This is a genomic window from Bacillus sp. SRB_8 (genome assembly GCF_003264205.1).
GTDB lineage: Bacteria > Bacillota > Bacilli > Bacillales > Bacillaceae_G > Bacillus_A > Bacillus_A mycoides.
In genome coordinates, this window is record NZ_NADT01000003.1 from 17,293 (window position 1) to 36,883 (window position 19,591).

Below are 19,591 nucleotides of genomic sequence, written 5' to 3' on the forward strand. Positions count from 1 at the left end.
CATTATGATTAAAGCGTTATATACAAGTATTACAGGGATGAATGCAACACAAAATGCATTAAGTGTAACTTCAAATAATATTGCCAATGCACAAACAGTTGGTTATAAAAAACAAAAAGCAATGTTTGATGATTTATTATACAACAATTCAATTGGTGCAAAAGGTGATGATAGATACGCAGGGACGAACCCTAAAAGTATCGGTAACGGTGTAAAAATGAGCGGAACGGTTACGGATTATAGCGATGGTACAATTACGTTAACAGGTGGTAAAACACAAGCAGCAATGGAAGGTAATGGTTTCTTCGTTGTAGGTGATTCAAAAGCTGGAAATATGGAATTTACACGTAAAGGGACATTTACAATATCTTCAGATTACTATATTACGAATATAGAAGGTCAATATGTATTCGCTTATCCAGCAGATCCATCAACTGGTAATGTTGACTTATCTGGTATCCCGGGACCATTGCAAATTCCAATGGGATCAGCAATCGGTGGTATTCGAACATCAAAAGGAGTCGTTGGAGGGAATATTCCAGCCGATGCAAAACAAATTACGCAAGAATTGCCTGTATACGATGATGCCGGTAATACATGGACAATGCGCGTGGAGTTTACACAAACTAGTGAACATAATTATAAATATACAGTAAAGATGCGTAACGACTCGAAGAAAGAAACAACGTTTAATGAGGTTCAAGGCGCAGGTGGTGATATGACGTTTGATGCAGTAGGAAAGCCAAATCAGCAAAATCCTGGAGCATCTATTCCATTTAATGGCGGCACAGTAAATTTAGATTTTAGTAAACTAACAAACCATCCGACAGAAAAAACATTAGCAGTAACAAACGTAGATGGTAGAGCAGCAGCGACTGTTAAAGATTGCTTTATTGCTGACGGTGGATATTTGATGGTGAAATATTCTGATGGAAGTATGAAAGCTGCGGGTCAATTAGCTGTTGCAATGTTCCCGAACGAAGGCGGCTTAATGAAAACTGGTAATGGTAACTATACAGCGACAAATACAACGGGTATTTTAGCAATGGGTGTATCTGGTCAAAATGGTGCAGGAAAAGTACGCGGTAGTGCACAAGAAGGTGCAAACGTAGATTTATCTGTAGAATTCGTTGATTTAATGTTATACCAACGCGGATTCCAAGGAAATGCGAAAGTAATCAAAATTTCAGATGAAGTATTAAATGAAGTTGTGAACTTAATTCAATAATAAATCGTAAAGAAAAATTGTAACGTAGTAGGAAGGGTTTTATATTCGTATGACAAGACAAGAGCGAATTTTACAATTGCCTTTTTTCGAAAATAAACGTGAGCTTGCTGAGCAAATGTTAAAAATAGAACGAGAAGAGCATGTATATTTACCAGATCAATTTGAAATCAAACAAGTGCCTCCATATTCGTTTGGTGAAAAACAAGCAATCATTGGCCGTATACACGAGTTTTACTTCGTAAGTATTGGTAGTAGTGGTGTTTGGAAGTATCAACTGTTTAAAGATGAGATGAAGTGCCGTGAGTTTTTTGTTATGTTGCCGGATATTACGGATCAGCAGCTTGCTTTTTGGTTCAATAACATTGAGTTGTTGAAAGGGGCTTAAAAGATTTCTTTTAGGTTTTGAGAGAGGGCCTAGCGATGAGTAGTAGCGGTCAGTGCCTATGAGTGGTTCGTGCATTGTTTAAGATGTGTGAACCGATAGTTTAGATGAATAACGATTATAGTTGTATTCATTTAAAGTTTTGAGAGAGGGCCCAGCGATGTTTAGTAGCCGTCAGTGCTTATGAGTGGCTCGTATGTTGTAAGACTAGAGATATGTAGTGGTTTTAAGGTAGTTGGAGAGGCTGGAATCCAAGTGTTTAGGTGGTGCCTCTTCGCTCTTTGAAGATATAGGGCCTATGAGCAGTGATTTGAAATAGATATAGATTAATTTAAGATAGTTGTGCTATGTTGTACAATTAGACTAAATTTATATAAAAGGAGAGGTGAGGAGGATGGCGCAGAATAAGTATCGCGTTACATTCATTTCGCCAAGTGAGGTTGAGCAACGTACTGTAATGATGGCGAGTAGTTTGCCTAATTTAATACGTCAAGTAGAGAGTATTATTGCAGATCTGAACGGTTATTTTGTAAATGATAAAAAGAATAATTGCTATTTTAAAGTGATTAAAGAAAATGTTACGTTTATTCAATATGAGTTACTATTTTCGGATAAGGAAATTCACATTGAAAAGTTAAAACATATAGCACCGGCGGTATTGAAACAATTATTTGAAAAAATAAACGATCCGGAATTATATGCACTTGCACTTCTTGATGTCGATATAGCGACAAAGGAATATGTGCTAGGAGAAATGAATCCAGAGCTTAGAGTGAGAGTGGAAACAGAGCTTTCGAAAAAATGGGAAGCGATGCCGACAGAAATTGTAGGAGCGCAAGAAGTGTTACTAGAAGCACTTGCTTCGTTTATACAAGATTAAGCTTTACCAGTGTTTTTATTATTTTAAAACGGCAAGGCTCACGCAACTATCTATATTTTTCATATAGGTAGTTGACTTTTGGATGTTATTAAAGCTTAATAATTAAATATACGGAATTAATGGAAGGGGAGCGACACCTTTATGTCACAAGCACAAAGTATTTTATTAGAAAGTGGAACAAACGAATTAGAAATCGTAACTTATACTGTGGGTGAAAATTTATTTAGTATCAATGTAATGAAAGTGCGTGAAATTATTAATCCATTCCCTGTTACAACTGTGCCGGAATCTCATCATGCAGTTGAAGGTGTTGTTCAAGTACGTGGCGAAATTTTACCTGTTATTAACTTAGCGACAGCTCTTAATTTAAAATCTACAAAGCCACTTGATCAAACGAAATTTATTATCTCGGAATTAAACCAAATGAAAGTTATCTTCCGTGTTGATGAAGTACATCGTATTCAACGCATTTCTTGGGAACAAATTGATGAGCCAGCTTCATTATCTATGGGACTAGAAGAAACGACGTCTGGAATTGTAAAACTAGATGGGAAAATTATCTTATTGTTAGATTATGAAAAAATTGTTTGCGAAATTAGTAACAGTGGTTATGACAATAAAACACTTTCAGGATTAGAGCAAAAAACAGATCGAGCTGAAAAGGTTATTTATATTGCGGAAGATTCAGCGATGCTTCGCCAAATACTAGAAGAAACATTATCAACAGCTGGATATACGAAAATGAATTTCTTCAGCAATGGTGCAGAAGCGTTAGCGCAAATTGAAAAACTAGCAAAAGAGCAAGATGAAAAAATGTTTGAACATATTCATCTGCTTATTACAGATATTGAAATGCCGAAAATGGATGGACATCATTTAACGAGGGTGATTAAGGATAGTGAAGTGATGAATCATTTACCTGTTATTATTTTCTCTTCTTTAATTACGAATGAGCTGTTCCATAAAGGTGAGGCTGTAGGAGTAAATGCTCAAGTGAGTAAGCCGGATATTCAAGAGTTAATTGGTTTGGTTGATAAGTTAGTGTTATAAAAAAGCTTTTTAGTTGGAAGAGGGAACTATCCTGTAGTACAGGGTGGTTCTTCTTTTTGTTCCATTTATGTAAAGAAAGAATGAGGGAGTGTTTCAAATATAGTTTTTGTTTTCTATAGTCACGGTTTTATTTGAAAGCGTCTTCTTGACTGGGGAATTGATTCTAGGACGTTTTTTATTATTTAATATGTAGAAATATTGAAATTGCTGTGTGTAGTTCAATTTAATTTTCATCCTGTATTCCTTACTTTTAGTATAAAGTTGAGTTTTTTATTTGGAAATATAGTGGTGAAATTACGTGATGGCGCAAATTTTCGGTGGAATTATATTGGAAATACCATATGATATAATCGGATAGATTCCTACTAATACCACTTTATACTATTTATATATATATTTTCTAAAAAGTTTTTCTATTGTTTTTTGATTTTTTTTGTAGATTTATCATTTGACGGACAATTTCGAAATGCTATAATGTTGATATGTAAAAATTTCTATTTTCTTGAAAGACATGGGGGTCATATGAGAATTGTGAAAGAATGAGGGGGAGTGACACGTATTATGTATCACCACACAGCAATCAATGTATTAAGTCTTTTAAAAAAAATGTCAAATGATAAAATGAACGATACGAAGTTGGGAGCGGAATTTCAAAAAATAGAGAAACAATTCCGCATAGAGTATGAAGAGCTAATAGATTTATATAATAGAATGGTATTATTTCAAATAGATATAGAGAAAAATGGTGGTATACGAGCCTACGAAAAATCAACGATTACATGGCTGAAGTCTGAACTAGAATTACTTTATGAAGTGTATCAATTTTGTCAACGTCACGGGTTAAACATCGCAAATATTTCAAAATATATTAGTAAAAATGAACTGAATCTTTTTCAAAAAACGGAAAGTCAATTGCAAAACACATATTATAAATTGAAGAAACAAGAGATACCGTTTGAAAATATTGAAAAACAAAAACCTGGGCGGAAACGTAAATATACATTTGCAAAAGAAACAACTTCTAAGATGAAACAGGAGAGAAAACAGGAAGTAATCGAAGAAATTCAAAATGAAGCAGATGAAAAAAAACTCGTAACAGTTATATCTGGAATTGTTGATAATTTTGAAACAATTAATCAACATGGTGAAGAAAAAGAAGGTGAATTACATAAGTTTATGAAAGGGATTTATAAACTTTCTAGCATGGCCGCAGAGCGTTCAAAAGATGAAAAAAACACACGTGGTCTTGAGGGTGAATTACAGTTACTACGAGCTGAAAATGATAAGTTAATACGAGAAAAAGAAGAACTCATTTACGATATTAAAGATTTAACGCAGTATCTGATTCATTTCATAACTAGCTCTGATATTGATCAACTTCGTACGTTACCGACTTTCGTAAAATGTTGTAAAAAAGATTTAAATAAACTTGGATTATATAACGCACAAGACGGTAAAATGAAAATAATGGTCGACCGTAGAGGGCAAGTTATGACAGTAACACCTTAAATATAGGATACAAAAAAGAACCTGTTTCTAAAAATCGTCAAAAACGATCTTTTGGAGACAGGTTTCTTATTTACTTTTATATTGTGAAAATATGTAAGTTTAAATAATTAACTGCTCATAATAAAACAACATAGATTCTTCATAACCTAAAGAAGAGTATATGTCTTTAAGTATTCATCCATAATAACCCATATGAAACACAACAACGAAAAAGGTGAATGTATGGATTCTTTTCATAAATGGTTACGAGGTGAAAAATCTTTTTCTACGCAGGAACAAGCTGACATTGTAATAAACGGTTCGGTTTCTTCTATGTCTTATAAACCTAGAGCAATTGTCCAAACTATTTAGCGGAATTCCAGAGCTAGTTATAAGAAGTTTTCCGTTGAAAAGCGGACAAAGAGTCACGCTCGTGTATATGGAGGGGTTAGTAGACAAAAATGTCATTAATACGGATGTTCTACGACCTCTCTTATTTCAAGAATGGAATGAAAAAGATTTTTGGGAGTCTTCAATTTCTATTGGGCAGATTAAGAAGGTAAAAAAATGATTAGAAATCGAATAGGCTATTTTACATGGTAAAAGCATTTTGCTTATAGATGGTCAGTACACAGCGTTAGAGTTAGACACGCAGGGGCACCTAAGAGGAGTATTCAGGAACCAACAACTGAAACTTCATTAAAAAGTTCACACGAAGGTTTTACGGAAGTAGCTAGCGAGAGTATTGCCTTCATTCGCTGATATATTCCAAATCGTGAATTGAAGGTGAAAGAGTTCACTGTTGGAGATCGGGCAAATTCAAAAATTGTTATGCTGTATTTAGCAGATGTTACAAATGAAACTGTCGTCCACGAAATGGCAAGTCGTATAAAATCAATCAACATTGATGCTATTCTCAGTACCGGTACATTAGAGGGACTCGTTGAAGATAATTCATATACACTATTCCCACAGTTTTCTATAACCGAACGTCCAGATACAACTTCGCATCATATTTTGAAGGGCCGAATTGCGATTGTTCACCAGGTGTGTTAATTGGTCCGATGACTTTTTTATCATTTTTTCAAACGATGGATGATTACAGCTTAAGGATAGCTATAGCATCATTTACATGGCTACTTCGCCTCACGGGATTATTTATTGCGATCTTTGCTTAGGCTCTTTATATTGCTATGATTTCCTTTCATTATGAAGTAATTCTTCTTAAAGATAGTCATTTGATTTATCTATTGCCGAGCGTACATTCGATGTAAATATGAAGAAAGATAAAGGGGAACTAGTTGCACTTATTATGATACAGCTAAATCATGATTTAAATGATCTAATTCATAAAGTACAAAGGCAGAAGCTAGATCCATTTGGATTTGGTGACTATGCACGTACTTTTCAATATGAGCATTGGAAAAAGTCGAAAATGAATGGCCGAATACATTTTCAGAAGCAAGTGTTAAAGTAACGCTGGTATTAAAGATTTTAGAAAGTGGGATTATTAAATGATTTCAACTTATAACAAATAGAGGACAGAAAAGTAACTGTCAAAATGTTTTAGCCATAAGTTTTAGGATTTAATTTGGCTTAATAGGAAATTCTATTGATAGCAAAGCCCTTATCTGATTTTAATTTTAGAAAGGAGAGAAACGGATGGAGTCAATATGGCTAGAGTATGCTTGGGCATTATTAATTCTAATCGGATTAGAAGGTTTGTTATCAGCTGACAATGCCCTTGTACTAGCAGTTATAGCGAAACATTTACCCGAAGAAGAGAAAAAAAGAGCTATAAATTACGGAATCATTATGGCCTTTGTATTTCGATTTGCAGCCCTATTTGCCATTTCATTTATTGCAAATGTTTGGCAAATACAAGCGATAGGAGCAGCCTATCTTCTTTATTTAGGATTGAAGCATGTCATTCAGGCGCAATTCGGAAAAGGCAATCAAAATATTCATAAGGACGATGAAAAGAAAGCGGCAGGTAAAAGCTACTGGTTCACAGTAGGGAAGATTGCATTAGCTGACCTCGCGTTTGCAATTGATTCGATATTAGCTGCGGTTGCTCTTGCTCTGGGGCTTCCGGATTCACCGCTTGACGATTTCGGAGGTATGGATGGAGGACAGTTCATTGTTGTACTTCTTGGAGGGATCGCTGGACTTATTTTAATTAAATTTGCGGCAACTTGGTTTGTTGGGCTTCTTGAGAAACGGCCAGCATTGGAAACAACGGCATATGCGATTGTTGCTTGGGTTGGTGTCAAACTAGCTGTAATTACACTGGCTCATGAGGACATTGGTATTTTAAATGATGATTTTCCGCACAGTACAACTTGGACTTTAATCTTCTATGGAGTATTAGTTGCCATCGCACTAATTGGTTGGTTTGCACCGGGAAATAAGTCAGCCGAAAATAATCCCGAAAGGTAAGTATCATTAACTGTATTTAGCGTTTTAAACATTTGTTCTTTTCTAATTTAAGGAATACGGAGTGAAACTATACTAATTTTTATTCAATATATAGTTTCTTTTTTTACATTAAAGAGAACGATTGGAGTAGAATCATTACTAAAAAAGGTCAGAGCATTATATGCTTTGTCCTTTTAGCACATTATTCGAAAGAATTTGCACTAATTGCAAATCGAACAGCTAAATCACGCATACGAGTCACAATTGTCACATTCGCAGGATTATCAGAAGCAGCATTTAACTTCTTACCAGTCGCTAAACGCTCCATCCCAACATTTATACTCTGCTCATTCTTATATAAAGCTAACTTAGCGTTCATACTTAAAACGTTTGTACTAATACGCATATTGGACACTCCTTATAGATTGATATATGGTCAGTATTCTAACGCTAATAAACGGCTATGAAGAGAAAAAAGGGCTTATGCTCACTTTATCTTTTGGTTTTCATACACAGGACGAGGATAAAATAAGCCCTGATCGCTTCTAAATATGGCTGGAGCTTCTCTCCAGGCTGAAAAGAAATCTATTAATCTATTTATATAGAAAAAACAAACCTCTTCGCAAGCAGAGAGGTTTGTTCATGAAACTAACTCAAATGGCTTATTGTAATAATTTAGAAACCATTTGTGGAGTTTGGTTTGCTTGAAAAAGCATGCTGATACCAGCTTCGTTCAAGATTTTGAACTTAGTCATTTCAGACATTTCTTTCGCCATGTCAGCGTCTTCGATTTGAGAAGCAGAAGATGCCATGTTAGAAGCTTGGTTATTTAAGCTTTCTACATTGAAGTCTAGACGGTTTAATGTAGCACCTAAATCAGCACGGCTACCTGCGATAGATGCGATCATACCATCGATAGCTTTAATTGCATCGTTAGCATTATTGATAGCAGTAGTATCATCTTCAGTTCCAGCAGTGCCTGCGTTTGTTGCTGAGATAGAAATTTGGTTAAGTTTCTTTTCATTACCTTCTAAATTAGCACTTGTAACATTTGCTAGTTTGATATCGATAGTGCCGTTAATAGCAGGTTTTGTAGTACCAGGATCAGTACCAGGATCAACAACAGGAGCTGCTGATCCTGTTGCAGCAGTTGCTTGTCCATCATCATAACTATGGATTTTAATAGATCCATTATCACCATTTAATAATGTTTTTCCGTTAAACTGAGTGTTTGTTGAAATGTAATCAATTTGATCTCTTAATGCAGAAAATTCTTTTTCTAGTGCACCACGGTTTTCGTTTGTGTTTGTACCGTTGGCAGATTGAACTGCTAGGTCACGCATACGAAGTAAGATGTTAGATACTGAGTTCATTGCTGAATCAGCTGTACGAATCATAGAGATACCATCTTGTGTATTACGAGATGCAACACCTAATCCGTTTTCTTTTGCACGCATACGAGTAGCGATTGCAAGTCCAGCTGCATCGTCAGCTGCACTGTTAATACGTTTACCGCTTGATAAACGGTTCATAGAAACGTTCATTTTGTCTTGGTTTTGACGCATGTATTCTTGCGTACGCATGCTATTAATGTTTGTATTGATTCTCATGTGAAGAACCCCCATTTTTTTATATTGACTTTTCTGCAAATTAAAAAACGGTAATATGCGAAAAAATCGATTTCGAGATTTATTGTAAGCCTTGCTACAAAGGGTGTCAACTAAAAATCCGAATTAATAAATATAAAAAAATAACAGTTTAACAATATAGTCATTTTTTTATTGCAAAGGATTATTGCAAACTTTTAAAAAAAAATCTAATATTAGATTATCTTTGTTTATCGAAAAGGTGATATTATGGTAGTTGGAAATATAGTAAAAGAAGTTCTTGCATATAAAAAAGGACAATTTCAGCAAAAATTAAGTAGTCCGCAGGCGTTCGTTAGTAGTCGTTTTCAAGATCAATTGCAAAGTGAACCTGCGAAGGAGACGAAGGTTGCTCCGCAAACGGCAAAAGTAGAGGATATGAGTCAGCCGGTACAATCTATGAAAATAGAAACGGTTGTTAATAAACCGGAAGAACCTATTAATAAAGTAGTAGAGGAAACGAGTAAGCCTGAGGAGAAAGCTGAAACGAAGAAAGTAGATGAAGTGCAAGTTGCACAAAAAGAGTTTGAGCGACGTTTCCCAGAAACGAAAAATGAGCCTGCTGATACGTGGGGATTAACGAATAAATATAATATTCGGAAAATACGTTCTTCAAATGAAGGTAAGTATGAGGATATTATTGATCGCGTAAGTAATACATATGGAATTCCGAAAACGTTAATTCAAAAAATGATTGAAGTCGAGTCTAATTTTAATCCGAAAACGGTGTCACATGCAGGAGCGATGGGGCTTATGCAGCTTATGCCAGCAAATGTGAAAGAGATGGGTATAAAAAATCCATTTTCACCAGCTGAAAGTATTGAAGGCGGTGTGAAAGAGTTAAGCGGTTATTTAAAGAAACATAACGGTGATCTCGTACTAGCGCTTGCTTCTTATAATGCTGGTCCTGGTAATGTGAGAAAGTACGGAGGCGTACCGCCATTTAAAGAAACGCAAGGATATATAAAGAAAATATTGAATATAGACGTTTCGAAATAAGAAATTTCATTTATATATAAAGTGAAACTTTAATCAGTGGGGGTTTTGTTCATCCCCCACTGATTATTAGCCTTCACCAATCGGGCTTTTACGGGCAGTTGCCCCTCCGCCTAACTTCTTTGCTTTCGCTGAATTTTGAGGTAGGGGTCTTACTGCCCGCAAATAGCGGGATAAATAGAGAATATGAAATTTTCGTTAACATGATATGGGAGTTGGCTAGATTTGAAATTACAAGATGATATTCCGTTAACAATTTATTTTGAAATCGGAAATACAAAAAAGAAAATTGAAGATCTGCTTCATATTACGAAAGGTACATTGTATCGTCTTGAAAATTCAACGAAAAATACGGTGCTTATTATGCTTGAGAATGAAGAGATTGGAACCGGAAAGATTTTGACGAAGAATGGAAAAATGTACGTTGAAATTGTTGAATTGAAAAGGTAGGGAAGGGGATTTTCATGAGTAGCGATAAATTAAGTCAAGAGCAAATTGATGCCCTACTGAAGGCGGTAAATGAAGGCGAGGAAATGCCAGCTTTCGCACAAGAAGCAGGGAAGCAAGATAAATTTCAAGAGTATGATTTTAATAGACCGGAGAAGTTCGGTGTTGAGCATTTACGTAGTTTGCAAGCGATTGCGTCTACTTTTGGCAAACAGACGTCACAGACGTTGTCAGCGCGTATGCGTATTCCAATTGAACTAGAGCCTTCGACCGTTGAGCAAGTTCCGTTTACGAGTGAGTATGTGGAGAAAATGCCGAAAGATTATTATTTATATTGTGTTATTGATCTCGGTCTTCCAGAGCTTGGAGAAATTGTAATTGAAATTGATTTAGCGTTCGTTATTTATATTCATGAATGCTGGCTTGGCGGAGATAGTAAGCGTAACTTTCTAATGCGTAGACCATTAACGGCGTTTGAGTTTTTAACACTTGATAATATATTTACTCTTCTTTGTAAAAATTTGCAACAATCATTTGAAAGCGTTGTTGCGATTGAACCGAAATTTGTAACGACGGAGACAGATCCGAATACGCTGAAGATTACGACAGCGAGCGATATTATTTCACTATTAAACGTAAATATGAAAACGGATTTTTGGAATACGACAGTTCGTATCGGTATTCCGTTCTTATCTGTTGAAGAAATTATGGATAAGTTAACGTCTGAAAATATTGTCGAACATTCTTCAGATAAGCGTAGAAAGTATACGTCTGAAGTAGAAGTGAAAGTAAATCAAGTGTACAAGCCTGTTCACGTTGCGATTGGTGAGCAGAAAATGACAATGGGCGAGATTGAGCAAATTGAAGAAGGCGATATTATTCCGCTTCATACGAAAGTAACAGACCAACTGCGTGGTTATGTAGATGGAAAACATAAATTTAATTGTTTTATCGGGAAAGATGGAACGCGTAAGGCGCTCCTATTTAAAAGTTTTATAGAGTAGGAGGATCTATATGAAGCATGAAGTATCTCCTGTGTCATTAATGGGATTAGAAGAATTTGCAGGGAAGCGAAATGAAGCGGGGAAGGCACATATTGATACCGTTTCGGATATTTCGATTGAACTTGGAGTAAAGCTTGGGAAGTCATCTATTAAGCTTGGTGATGTGAAGCAATTAAAAGTTGGCGATGTTCTTGAAGTAGAGAAAAATTTAGGACATAAAGTAGATGTATATTTAAGTGATATGAAGGTCGGTATTGGTGAAGCGATAGTAATGGATGAGAAATTCGGCATTATTATTTCTGAAATTGAAGCTGATAAGAAACATGCAGCGCTTATGAAGGCGCAAAATCAAATGCAGGATAAAGAGTAGAGGAGGAGTCATATGTCGTATATGACGACCTTATTTCAAGTCGTTTTACTGTTTGGTGCGCTCGGCTATGGTGCATATTATATGACGAAAAAGACGCGCAAACAGCAGTTTTTTAAGCAAGGTGAAAACGGCCATATTCAAGTGAAAGACGGCGTATATTTAAATCATCAAACGAGCGCCTTTTTGTTTGAAGTGGACGGAAAGCAAGTGTTCACTGTTATTAGTAATAACGGTGTACAATCTGTGCAGTTAACAGGAACAGGAAATCAGTTTCAGCAAGCGCTAGAAGACGCGGTGAAGAGTGAAACGAAAAAAGTAGAGGATCCATCATGAGAATAAAGAAACAGTTATCGTTATTTGCCGTTATTTTCGTATTTTCTATTATTTTTTCATTTGTTTTTGTAAATCCAGCGTATGCAGCCCCGAACGGCTTTATTAATTTCGAAAATGGAAAAGAGTTTACGAGTAATTCAAGTGTACAACTATTCGCACTCGTTACCCTTCTATCATTATCTTCTTCTATCGTTCTTTTATTTACGCAATTTACGTATTTTATGATTGTTCTTGGGATTACTCGTCAAGGACTTGGGGTTATGAATTTACCACCGAACCAAGTGCTTGTTGGACTTGCATTATTTTTATCACTATTTACGATGCAACCAGTACTTGGTCAGTTAAAGAGTGATGTGTGGGACCCGATGACGAAAGAAAAAATAACAGTAAGTCAAGCTGCGGAGACGACAGCTCCGATTATGAAAGATTATATGTCGAAGCATACGTATAAGCATGATTTGAAAATGATGCTGAAAGTGCGCGGAGAAGAGTTGCCGAAAGATTTAAAGGATCTTTCACTGTTTACGCTTGTGCCATCCTTTACGTTAACGCAAATTCAAAAAGGTTTACTTACAGGGATGTTCATTTATTTAGCGTTTGTCTTTATTGATTTAATTATTAGTACACTTTTAATGTACCTTGGGATGATGATGGTACCGCCGATGATTTTAAGTTTACCATTTAAAATACTCGTTTTCGTATATTTAGGTGGATATACAAAAATCGTCGATATTATGTTTAAGACGGTCGCCTGAAGCGTTTGATGCTATGTGATAGGAGTCATATAAATGAATACGTCACCAATTATAGATATTTTCCAAACCTTTTTTTATAAAGGGGTTATGATTTTAATGCCGATTGCCGTTGTAAGTATGATTGTCGTTATTATTATCGCGGTTATTATGGCGATGATGCAAATTCAAGAGCAAACGCTGACGTTTTTACCGAAAATGGCGAGTATTGTGCTCGTTATTATCATTTTAGGTCCGTGGATGTTTCAAGAGTTAACGATGCTTATTTTAGATTTATTTGATAAAATCCCATCGCTATTGCGTTCGTACTAAGATAGGTGAACTGAAATGAATATGGAATTATGGGCGGCGACGTTTTTTGCGTTTTGTCGCATTACTTCATTTTTATATTTTCTACCGTTTTTCTCAGGCCGATCAATTCCGGCGATGGCAAAGGTTACATTTGGAATCGCTCTTTCGATTACAGTGGCAGATCAAGTGGATGTCTCTCACATAAAGACAGTTTGGGATGTAGCAGCTTATGCAGGAACGCAAATTGTAATTGGGTTATCACTTTCAAAAATTGTAGAGATGCTGTGGAACATTCCAAAAATGGCAGGGCATATTTTAGACTTTGATATCGGTTTATCACAGGCAAGTTTATTTGATGTAAATGCAGGATCACAGTCTACTTTACTATCAACAATTTTTGATATATTTTTTCTTATTATTTTCATTTCACTTGGCGGCATTAACTATTTCGTTGCCACGATTTTAAAGTCGTTTCAATATACAGAGGCGATTTCAAAATTGTTGACGACTAGTTTTTTAGATAGTTTACTCGCAACGTTATTATTTGCAATTACATCAGCGGTCGAAATTGCTTTGCCGCTTATGGGGAGCTTATTCATCATTAACTTCGTTCTTATTTTAATCGCAAAAAACGCACCGCAATTAAACGTTTTTATGAATGCGTACGTAATTAAAATAACGTGTGGTATTTTGTTTATTGCGATGAGTGTACCGATGCTCGGTTATGTGTTTAAAAATATGACAGACGTATTACTGGAAGAGTATACGAAACTATTTAACTTTTTCTTAACGAAGTAGGGGGACGCGCATGGCAAAGGATAATAAAACAGAAAAGGCCACCCCGCAGAAGCGTAAAAAATCGCGTGAAGAAGGGAATATCGCCCGGAGTAAAGATTTAAATAATTTATTTTCCATTCTTGTATTAGCAGTTGTCGTTTACTTTTTCGGAGATTGGCTCGGTTATGAGATCGCACATTCCGTAGCGGTACTGTTTGATCAAATTGGAAAAAATACAGATTCGACCGAGTATTTTTATTTAATGGGCATATTACTTCTGAAAGTATCGGCTCCTATATTAATACTTGTATATGCTTTTCATTTGTTCAATTATATGATTCAAGTCGGTTTCTTATTTTCTTCTAAAGTACTTAAGCCGAAAGCATCACGTATTAATCCGAAAAACTATTTTACGAGATTGTTTAGTCGTAAAAGTTTAGTAGATATTTTGAAATCACTATTTTATATGGGATTAATCGGTTACGTTTCGTACGTTCTCTTTAAAAAGAATTTAGAGAAGATTGTTAGTATGATTGGATTTAACTGGACAGCGTCACTTACTGAAATTATTAGCCAAATTAAATTTATCTTTCTAGCCATTTTAATTATTTTAATCGTTCTTTCTATTATTGATTTCATTTATCAAAAATGGGAGTACGAACAAGATATTAAAATGAAAATAGAAGAAGTGAAACAAGAGCATAAAGATAATGAAGGGGACCCGCAAGTAAAGGGGAAACGAAAAAACTTTATGCATGCCATCTTGCAAGGGAGAATTGCGAAGAAGATGGATGGTGCAACGTTTATTGTGAACAACCCGACGCACATTTCAGTTGTGCTTCGTTACAATAAACAAGTTGATGCAGCGCCTATTGTCGTTGCAAAAGGGGAAGATGAGTTCGCATTATATATACGAACGCTTGCCCGTGAACAAGAAATACCAATGGTGGAAAACCGTCCGCTTGCTCGTTCTTTATATTATCAAGTTGAGGAAGACGAGACGATTCCAGAAGATTTATACGTAGCTGTAATTGAAGTTATGCGCTATTTAATTCAAACGAACGAACTTGAAGTATAATAGCGCGTTTGGAGGGGATCTCTTTGTTTAAGATGGATTCTGCAAGAACCTATTTTTCTATCTTTTTAGCAGCGTCATTCGTTGTGGCGCTCTTAATTCCACTTCCACCATTTATACTTGATATCGTTATCGTTTTTCTACTAAGTATGTCAGTGCTTATTTATATGCGAGCTACAAGTATTAACGAGTGGGATGAATTAAAGTCATTTCCGACGATGTTGTTATTAATCGGGATTTTCCGCGTATCGATTAACGTTTCGACGACGCGAGCGATTTTAACAGACGGAAATGCGGGTCATGTTATTGAAGAGTTCGGTCAGTTCGTAATTGGCGGGAACTTATTAATTGGTATCGTTATTTTTATAGTTTTAATCATATTCCAGTTTATCGTTGCAAACGGTGCGTCTCGTACAGCTGAAGTAGCAGCTCGTTTTACACTTGATTCTTTACCAGGGAAACAAATGTCTATCGATGCTGACTTGAATCAGCGTCTTATTACAGAAAAAGATGCACAGGCAAAACGAAAAAAATTAAATATGGAAACAGAGTTTTACGGAGCGATGGATGGTGCCGGAAAGTTCATTAAAGGGGACGTTATTTTCGGGATTGTCATTTTATTCGTAAACATTATTTTCGGTTTAATTGTCGGTATGATGCAGCAAGGAATGAGCTTTGCAGATGCGGCTATTCACTATACGCAGTTAACTGTCGGTGACGGAATTGTAAACCAAATCGGTTCGTTAATGCTTGCGATTTCAACAGGTATTATCGTAACGCGAGTATTTGACGGTTCATCTGATACAGTAACTGAAGGAATCTTTAAAGAGTTATTAGCGCATGAAGTTGTTGTATATGCACTCGGTGGTTTATTTATCGCAATGGGTGTTTTTACACCGTTACCATTTCTACCCTTTGCTCTCGTTGGAGGCACGATTGTTTTCTTAGGAGTTCGTAATAAAAAGCGAATAAAGAAAGAAAAAGAAGACGAGCTTCAAAAAGAATTAGAAATGATTCAAGGCGATGAAGAGCAACTGCAACAAGTGGAAGATTCATTCGGCGTCTTTACAGATAAATATCCAATTATCGTAGAGCTCGGTTTAGATTTAGCGGCACTTGTAAAGCAGAAGATTAACGGGGAAACAGCTCGTGATAAAGTTGTTCTTATGAGGAAGTCAATTATTACCGACCTTGGAATTAACGTTCCGGGAATTAACTTTAAAGATAATACGAGCTTTAGACCACGCGGACGTTACATTATTCGTATTAAAGGTGCGAAGGCGGCTGAAGGTGTTTTAAAATCAGGTTATTTATTAGCACTGAAAACACCGAATGTAATGGCTGATTTAGATGCAGAGCCGGCGAAAGATCCAATTTTTGGTGAAGATGGATATTGGATTTTGGAGCATATGGTACAAGATGCACAAATGAAAGGCTATCAGGTGTTAGAGCCGCTCAGCATATTAATTACGCATTTAGATGTTGTCGTTAGACGTAATCTTCATGAGTTAATTCAGCGTCAACATGTGAAAGACTTGATTAACTCGCTTGAAACTGATAATGGCGTTTTATTAGAAGAAATTAAGAAGAAAGAAATCGATTTATCACTCGTGCAAAATGTTATTAAACAACTTCTGAAAGAAGGAATTTCAATTCGTGATTTACCAACAATTATTGAAGGTATTATTGACGGGAAAGAAATTTATCAAAACCATGTTGATGGTGTCACTGCATTTGTTCGTGAATGTATTTCAAAAGTTATTTGTGAGAGTGCGAAAAATCCTGATGGAAAAATTTATGCAGCGCTTTTCGCTGATTCAATCGAGTTAGATGCGGATGTTGTTAATAATTCATACCAAGGTTATTTATTAAACTGGGATTTAGATTTAGAAACGCGAGTAGTAGAGCAAGTACAGCGCGTTTTCAAACAAGCTCGTTTAATGGGAAGAGAGCCAGTATTATTAACACGCAGAAAAGATTTCAGGTTTGCGATTGTGAGACTTCTTGAACGTTATCAAATAGAAGCTAAAGTATTATGTATTAGTGAATTAGCACCAGAAATTGTTGTAGATCAAATTGCTTATATTGAATAGTAGGGGGTGAAGTAATGGAAAGTACAGAAAAAAAAGAAGCGTTAATGCGAATAAAAGCAGCTTCGAAAAATGAATTGTATCGAAAGTTATTTGACCAATATGGTACAGATTATTACTACGTTGTCGATGAAAGTGTAAAACGAAACATCCCGTTTTTTTGGAAGAAGAATTATGAAATGTTAGTCGCTTTTCCTGAAGATAAACAGGAAGAAAGTAACGAAGGCGTAACTCAATTTCATGAACAATTAATGGATGTTGTAAATGAACCTTCAGAAGAAATTGTGAAGGCAAATGGAATTCAATCGGTACTGCACAATTTAGAAAACGTAACGACTTCTATGCCGTACGCAGCGATGCAAACAGGAAATAGTGAAGAATGGGCAAGAAAAAAAGAGAAACTATTACAACTGTTTGAAAAAGGGATTGTCGTTGTGAAACATACGGAGGCGACGAAAGTAACGAAAAAACAGCCTGCTGTGAAACAAGCTGTTCCTGTAAAGAAAGAAGAAGTAGTTGTTAAAAAAGAAAAGCAGGAATCTGTGCCATTTATTATTCAAAAAGTAATTCGGATGTTAGAACAAAACGATGTGGAACAATATTTCATTCATGCATATGCTGAAAAATTAAAAGTGAAGTTTGAGAATGCAACGATGATTACAGAAGAGGAAGTCATCGGATACATATTGGAAGATATGAGATCTCATTTCAATACTGAAAACGTATTTGAAAAAGAAGTACAAACGATTGCATTAATAGGTCCAACTGGTGTTGGAAAAACGACGACACTTGCGAAAATGGCATGGCAGTTTCATGCTAAGAAAAAACAGTTGGTTTTATTACGACGGACCACTCTCGCATTGGAACAGTGCAGCAATTACAAGATTACGTAAAAACAATTGGGTCAGAAGTAATCGCTGTGCGAGATGAAGCAGCTATGACAAGGGCACTCAGTTATTTTAAAGAAGAAGCGCGCGTCGATTATATATTAATAGATACAGCCGGTAAAAATTATCGTACGTCAGAGACAGTTGAAGAGATGATTGAGACGATGGGACAAGTAGAGCCAGACTATATTTGTTTAACGTTATCAGCTTCCATGAAAAGTAAAGACATGATTGAAATTATTACGAACTTTAAAGATATTCATATAGATGGTATCGTGTTTACGAAATTTGATGAAACAGCGAGCAGCGGTGAATTGTTGAAAATTCCAGCTGTATCATCAGCTCCAATTGTATTAATGACAGATGGACAAGACGTGAAGCAACATATACATATCGCTACAGCTGAACATTTAGCAAAACAAATGTTACAAACATCGTAAGAAAAGAGGTGAAGAATAAGGCACTTGCCTTATTCAAACGAGTATGAACGGTCTTTATATAGGTTCTATGGGTATGATGAATTACATGCAGCATATTAATGTTCATTCGAATAACGTCGCAAATGCCCAAACGACAGGATTTAAAGCAGAAAACATGACGTCTAAAGTATTTGATGTGCAAGACACATATCGCCGCGGAGACGGATCGGCGACAAATATCGGCTCGGTCGATTACGCTGTCGTACCAGCTGCGACGCATGTGAACTTAGTACAAGGAAATGTACAAATGACAAATAGTGCTACAGATTTCTTTTTAGACGACGGTGCGGCTGGCACATCATCATTTTTCGTTACATCTAAAAATGATGAAACATTTTTAACGAGAGATGGTAGCTTTACATTAAATAGTGATCGTTATTTACAAACAGCATCTGGTGCTTTCGTAATGGGTGAGAATAATGAACGTATTCGTATTCCAGAAGGAGCAAAGGTAGCTGTACAAGCAGACGGTACATTATACGATGAAGCAACACAAAATAATATTGCCCGTCTGCAAACGAAAACAGTAGACGTAGAAACGAACGCTCGCCTCGTACAACGTGAAAATAAAAGTTTTACACTAGCAGAAGGAAACGTTGCTGATTTACCGAATGGAACAGGGGCAGTACGTAATCATATGCTAGAAAATTCAAATGTGGATATGACGAAAGAAATGGCTGACCTTATGACGAATCAAAAAATGATTCAAGCATCGCAGCGCATCATGACTTCGTTTGATAAAATTTATGAAAAAGAAGCGAATGAAATATTGAGATAAAGGACTTCCAATTAGTGGTGGTCTTTTTTTTATCCCGCAAAAGCCCGATTGGTGAAGGCTAATAATCAGAGGATGGGAGCTCCTCCTCTGATTAAAGTTTCACTTTATTGTTGCTTTTATTATAGTTACACCATAAAATGATAATGATTATCAATATCATTTTATCTTTAATAAGAATAGAAGCTGTTAGGGTCGTATCATTTGTTTAACTAGGTAAATT

19 protein-coding genes and 3 pseudogenes are annotated in these 19,591 nt (G+C 35.9%); 20 read left to right on the top strand and 2 right to left on the bottom strand.

What is annotated here, in order from left to right; all coding sequences use genetic code 11:
- Window positions 1–4 precede the first annotated feature (4 nt).
- The 8 genes and pseudogenes from B5P40_RS00285 to B5P40_RS00335 all read left to right on the top strand — a co-directional run bounded on the left by B5P40_RS00285 (window position 5) and on the right by B5P40_RS00335 (window position 7,467).
- Window positions 5–1,228 (top strand): flagellar hook protein FlgE, encoded by a 1,224-nt coding sequence (locus tag B5P40_RS00285; protein WP_113708666.1) that lies wholly within the window; start codon window positions 5–7, stop codon window positions 1,226–1,228.
- Between the two features lie 49 nt (window positions 1,229–1,277).
- Complete coding sequence (locus tag B5P40_RS00290; RefSeq protein WP_002030948.1) at window positions 1,278–1,613, top strand: DUF3964 family protein; 336 nt, start codon at window positions 1,278–1,280, stop codon at window positions 1,611–1,613.
- 391 nt (window positions 1,614–2,004) lie between these two features.
- Complete coding sequence (locus B5P40_RS00295; RefSeq protein WP_002186242.1) at window positions 2,005–2,490, top strand: hypothetical protein; 486 nt, start codon at window positions 2,005–2,007, stop codon at window positions 2,488–2,490.
- 141 nt (window positions 2,491–2,631) lie between these two features.
- Window positions 2,632–3,540 (top strand): chemotaxis protein, encoded by a 909-nt coding sequence (locus tag B5P40_RS00300; RefSeq protein WP_113708667.1) that lies wholly within the window; start codon window positions 2,632–2,634, stop codon window positions 3,538–3,540.
- 561 nt (window positions 3,541–4,101) lie between these two features.
- Window positions 4,102–5,049 (top strand): DNA-binding domain-containing protein, encoded by a 948-nt coding sequence (locus tag B5P40_RS00305; RefSeq protein WP_002189066.1) that lies wholly within the window; start codon window positions 4,102–4,104, stop codon window positions 5,047–5,049.
- A gap of 222 nt (window positions 5,050–5,271) precedes the next feature.
- Window positions 5,272–6,203: pseudogene (locus B5P40_RS33245) on the top strand (spore germination protein); the annotation flags it as partial.
- 101 nt (window positions 6,204–6,304) lie between these two features.
- Window positions 6,305–6,505 (top strand): Ger(x)C family spore germination C-terminal domain-containing protein, encoded by a 201-nt coding sequence (locus B5P40_RS00330; RefSeq protein WP_003188425.1) that lies wholly within the window; start codon window positions 6,305–6,307, stop codon window positions 6,503–6,505.
- A gap of 185 nt (window positions 6,506–6,690) precedes the next feature.
- Window positions 6,691–7,467, top strand: a complete 777-nt coding sequence (locus B5P40_RS00335) for a TerC family protein (RefSeq protein ID WP_002189068.1) — start codon at window positions 6,691–6,693, stop codon at window positions 7,465–7,467.
- Between the two features lie 193 nt (window positions 7,468–7,660).
- Here B5P40_RS00335 and B5P40_RS00340 read toward each other — a convergent pair.
- Together B5P40_RS00340 and B5P40_RS00345 are read right to left on the bottom strand one after the other, a co-directional pair.
- Window positions 7,661–7,852 (bottom strand): annotated as a pseudogene (locus B5P40_RS00340) (flagellin); the annotation flags it as partial.
- A gap of 256 nt (window positions 7,853–8,108) precedes the next feature.
- The gene (locus B5P40_RS00345; protein ID WP_113708669.1) at window positions 8,109–9,056 is read right to left on the bottom strand and encodes a flagellin N-terminal helical domain-containing protein; all 948 of its coding nucleotides are present in this window, start codon (window positions 9,054–9,056) and stop codon (window positions 8,109–8,111) included.
- Between the two features lie 246 nt (window positions 9,057–9,302).
- Here B5P40_RS00345 and B5P40_RS00350 point away from each other — a divergent pair, with 246 nt between their 5' ends.
- The 12 genes and pseudogenes from B5P40_RS00350 to B5P40_RS00405 all read left to right on the top strand — a co-directional run bounded on the left by B5P40_RS00350 (window position 9,303) and on the right by B5P40_RS00405 (window position 19,371).
- Window positions 9,303–10,091 carry a lytic transglycosylase domain-containing protein gene (locus B5P40_RS00350; RefSeq protein ID WP_002189072.1) on the top strand — a complete coding sequence of 263 codons (789 nt, stop codon included), beginning with the start codon at window positions 9,303–9,305 and terminating at the stop codon, window positions 10,089–10,091.
- A gap of 222 nt (window positions 10,092–10,313) precedes the next feature.
- Complete coding sequence (locus B5P40_RS00355; RefSeq protein WP_002189074.1) at window positions 10,314–10,538, top strand: flagellar motor switch protein FliN; 225 nt, start codon at window positions 10,314–10,316, stop codon at window positions 10,536–10,538.
- 14 nt (window positions 10,539–10,552) lie between these two features.
- Complete coding sequence (gene fliM, locus B5P40_RS00360; protein ID WP_113708670.1) at window positions 10,553–11,539, top strand: flagellar motor switch protein FliM; 987 nt, start codon at window positions 10,553–10,555, stop codon at window positions 11,537–11,539.
- A gap of 10 nt (window positions 11,540–11,549) precedes the next feature.
- A complete protein-coding gene (gene fliN / locus B5P40_RS00365; RefSeq protein WP_002031054.1) occupies window positions 11,550–11,909 on the top strand; it encodes a flagellar motor switch protein FliN in 360 nt (119 codons plus the stop codon).
- Window positions 11,910–11,921: 12 nt separating this feature from the next.
- On the top strand, window positions 11,922–12,242 hold the full coding sequence (locus B5P40_RS00370) for a hypothetical protein (protein ID WP_000121176.1): 321 nt from the start codon (window positions 11,922–11,924) through the stop codon (window positions 12,240–12,242).
- Complete coding sequence (locus B5P40_RS00375) at window positions 12,239–12,997, top strand: EscR/YscR/HrcR family type III secretion system export apparatus protein (protein WP_113708671.1); 759 nt, start codon at window positions 12,239–12,241, stop codon at window positions 12,995–12,997. The genes B5P40_RS00370 and B5P40_RS00375 overlap by 4 nt, the downstream gene beginning before the upstream one ends.
- A gap of 33 nt (window positions 12,998–13,030) precedes the next feature.
- Window positions 13,031–13,306, top strand: coding sequence for a flagellar biosynthetic protein FliQ (locus B5P40_RS00380; RefSeq protein ID WP_002011993.1), 276 nt, complete (start codon window positions 13,031–13,033; stop codon window positions 13,304–13,306).
- A gap of 15 nt (window positions 13,307–13,321) precedes the next feature.
- Window positions 13,322–14,083 (top strand): flagellar biosynthetic protein FliR, encoded by a 762-nt coding sequence (locus B5P40_RS00385; RefSeq protein ID WP_002189079.1) that lies wholly within the window; start codon window positions 13,322–13,324, stop codon window positions 14,081–14,083.
- A 10-nt stretch (window positions 14,084–14,093) separates the two neighbouring features.
- Window positions 14,094–15,140, top strand: a complete 1,047-nt coding sequence (gene flhB / locus B5P40_RS00390) for a flagellar type III secretion system protein FlhB (protein ID WP_113708672.1) — start codon at window positions 14,094–14,096, stop codon at window positions 15,138–15,140.
- Between the two features lie 23 nt (window positions 15,141–15,163).
- Entirely contained in the window at window positions 15,164–17,230 is a 2,067-nt protein-coding gene (gene flhA / locus B5P40_RS00395) for a flagellar biosynthesis protein FlhA (protein WP_002189082.1), read from the top strand.
- A gap of 14 nt (window positions 17,231–17,244) precedes the next feature.
- Window positions 17,245–18,554 (top strand): annotated as a pseudogene (flhF, locus tag B5P40_RS00400) (flagellar biosynthesis GTPase FlhF).
- Window positions 18,555–18,597: 43 nt separating this feature from the next.
- Window positions 18,598–19,371: a flagellar basal-body rod protein FlgG gene (locus B5P40_RS00405; RefSeq protein WP_033728021.1), complete on the top strand. Its 774-nt coding sequence runs from the start codon at window positions 18,598–18,600 to the stop codon at window positions 19,369–19,371.
- Window positions 19,372–19,591: the final 220 nt, after the last annotated feature.